The following is a 212-nucleotide window of genomic DNA, read 5'->3' as shown; positions in this document are numbered from 1 at the left end:
TTGAGTGAAAGCTTAAGCACATCAAGCAGCTTGAGCGAATCCTTGAGTACAAGTTCCTCCTTGAGTGAAAGCTTAAGTACATCAAGTTCGTTGAGCGAATCCTTGAGCACAAGCTCATCCTTAAGCGAAAGCTTAAGTACATCAAGCAGCTTGAGTGAATCCTTGAGTACAAGCTCATCCTTAAGCGAAAGCTTGAGCACATCAAGTTCATT

At 42.5% G+C, this 212-nt stretch carries 1 protein-coding gene; it reads right to left on the bottom strand.

Features of this window, described 5'->3' with window-relative positions:
* Positions 1-212 (bottom strand): hypothetical protein (locus OZJ21_RS03240; RefSeq protein WP_442916303.1); only part of this gene is annotated, 212 nt, incomplete at both ends.

The organism is Ligilactobacillus sp. UO.C109, from assembly GCF_026847815.1.
Lineage (GTDB): Bacteria > Bacillota > Bacilli > Lactobacillales > Lactobacillaceae > Ligilactobacillus > Ligilactobacillus salivarius.
Note: the sequence above shows the minus strand (reverse complement) of the source record. Positions and strands in the feature narration are given on the sequence as shown.